The following is a 1,950-nucleotide window of genomic DNA, read 5'->3' as shown; positions in this document are numbered from 1 at the left end:
CGGCCCGGGCATTCTCACCATGCCGGTTGCCGAATCGTACATTGCCGGTTGTGCGCCGCTGGCGTCGGTCCGCGCCATCGCCGCGATCATCGGCGCCGAAGCGACGATTTGCGGCACGACCGGCGGGGCAATTGGCGCCTCAACCGGTCGCAACGCCACCGCGGTCATCGCCAGCGCCGCCAGGCTCGCCGCAATCGCGGTCGGCTTCCATGGATTCACGACCCGCCGCCCCGCGTCGCTGCCGCCGATCCGCGCTTCGACCCGTTCGAACAATCCCGCCGGCGCCGCCACCTCGGCCACGCCGTCGAGCATCACTGCGAAATGGTCGCGCCATTGCTCCACATCGCGCGCGAAGTCGGGCTCAGCCAGCAACCGGCGAAGCGCCGCGCTGCGTTCCTCGCCGTCGAGCACGCCCAGCGCCAGCTCGGCAGCGGCCATGTCGGCCCCGCTCATGTCTGGCTCAGTCGTCACGCAGGCAATCCTTCAACTTCTGCAGGCCGCGCCGGACCCAGCTCTTCATCGTCCCCAGTGGCACCGCTTCGCGCTCCGCCAGCTCGGCGTAGGTCAGCCCGCCGAAGAAGGCGCTGCGGATCGCTCCGCGTTGCTTGTCGTCCAATTGGTCGAGGCACAGATGCAGCCGCCCTGCGACTTCGCGCTCGACCATCCGGTCCTCGGCCGTCGGAGTCTCGTCCGCTACCTCGGGCGCAGCATCGAGCGTGACCCCCGGACGCCGCCCGGCCGACCGCCGCCAGTCGATCGCACGATTGCGCGCAATCGTCGCCAGCCAGCTGATCGGGCTCGCGCGCCCGGGCTCATACGCCCCGGCTCGCCGCCAGATGGTCAGATAAACCTCGCTCAAAACGTCCTCCGCCGCACCCCTCTCGCCACAGATACGCAAGCAGATCCCAAAAAGCTTCGCGCTGGTCATCTGGTAGAGGGTGGCAAAGGCCGAGCGATCTTCCGCCCCGGTTGCCACCAACGCCTCGACCAGCGCCGCGCGGGCGGCGTCGGTGGTCGGTTGGGGGGGAAGTGGCGCGGACATTGAGGAGCGTGCTAAATCGGCGGACCTTGCATGGCAATGGCATCGTCCTGCAAATAGCCACGATGCCTTATGAAACCATCATCGCCGACCATCAGGGCCACATCGCCCGAATCACCCTCAACCGCCCCGACCGCCTCAACAGTTTTACGCGGGCGATGCATTCGGAACTCGCTTCCGCGCTCGACGAAGCCGCCGACGCTCGCGTCATCATCCTCACCGGCGCGGGCCGCGGTTTCTGCGCGGGGCAGGATCTCAACGACCGCATGGTCGCCCCGGGTGAGCCCGTCGATCTCGGCGCAACCGTCGAGGAAAGCTGGAACCCGCTGATCCGCCGCCTCGCATCCATGCCCCAGCCGGTCATTGCCCGCGTCAACGGGGTCGCTGCCGGCGCCGGCGCCAATATCGCGCTCGCCTGCGATCTCGTCGTCGCCGCCAAATCCGCCAAATTCATCCAGAGCTTCGCCGCGCTCGGCCTGATCCCTGACAGCGGCGGCAGCTGGCACCTCCCCCGCCTGGTTGGCCAGGCCCGCGCGCTCGGCCTCGCGCTGACCGGCGAACCGCTTCCCGCCGCCACCGCCGCAGACTGGGGCCTGATCTGGAAATGCGTCGACGACGATGCGCTCGACCCCGAAGTCGATGCCCTCGCCGCGAAGCTCGCCTCGCTGCCCCCGCTCGGCCTCGCCGCGATCAAAAATATCGTCCGCACCACCGGATCGCGCACCCTCGACGAGGAACTCGACCTCCAGCGCGACGAAATGCGCCGCTTGGGCTTCACCCGCGACTATCGCGAGGGCGTCGCCGCCTTCCTCGAGAAGCGCCCCGCGATCTTCGAGGGGCGCTAGAGCGCGGCCGTCACCGCCTCCATCGGCGCCGACAGCAACCCATAGACCTCGCTTGCGGCAAATCCC

Annotated in this window: 2 protein-coding genes and 1 pseudogene; 1 reads left to right on the top strand and 2 read right to left on the bottom strand. The window is 68.8% G+C overall.

All coding sequences use genetic code 11. The features are described 5' to 3' along the window. Both RMP08_RS01450 and RMP08_RS01445 read right to left on the bottom strand, forming a co-directional pair. Positions 1-471: pseudogene (locus RMP08_RS01450) on the bottom strand (hypothetical protein); the annotation flags it as partial. Beyond that, positions 461-1,042, bottom strand: coding sequence for a sigma-70 family RNA polymerase sigma factor (locus RMP08_RS01445; protein WP_310467174.1), 582 nt, complete (start codon positions 1,040-1,042; stop codon positions 461-463). The pseudogene RMP08_RS01450 and the gene RMP08_RS01445, both read right to left, overlap by 11 nt. Positions 1,043-1,104: 62 nt before the next feature. On the opposite strand from RMP08_RS01445, the gene paaG reads away from it, so the two are divergent. Beyond that, a complete protein-coding gene (gene paaG / locus RMP08_RS01440; protein WP_310467173.1) occupies positions 1,105-1,884 on the top strand; it encodes a 2-(1,2-epoxy-1,2-dihydrophenyl)acetyl-CoA isomerase PaaG in 780 nt (259 codons plus the stop codon). Positions 1,885-1,950: the final 66 nt, after the last annotated feature.

Source organism: Sphingomonas sp. (assembly GCF_031426035.1).
Classification (GTDB): domain Bacteria; phylum Pseudomonadota; class Alphaproteobacteria; order Sphingomonadales; family Sphingomonadaceae; genus Sphingomicrobium.
The sequence above is the reverse complement of the archived record's forward strand: the minus strand, read 5'-3'. Positions and strand labels throughout refer to the sequence as shown.

Excerpts from the sequence above, each read along its gene's own strand:
- RMP08_RS01445 (WP_310467174.1), bottom strand. The coding sequence starts at position 1,042 with ATGTCCGCGCCACTTCCCCCCCAACCGACCACCGACGCCGCCCGCGCG.
- paaG (WP_310467173.1), top strand. The coding sequence starts at position 1,105 with ATGCCTTATGAAACCATCATCGCCGACCATCAGGGCCACATCGCCCGA.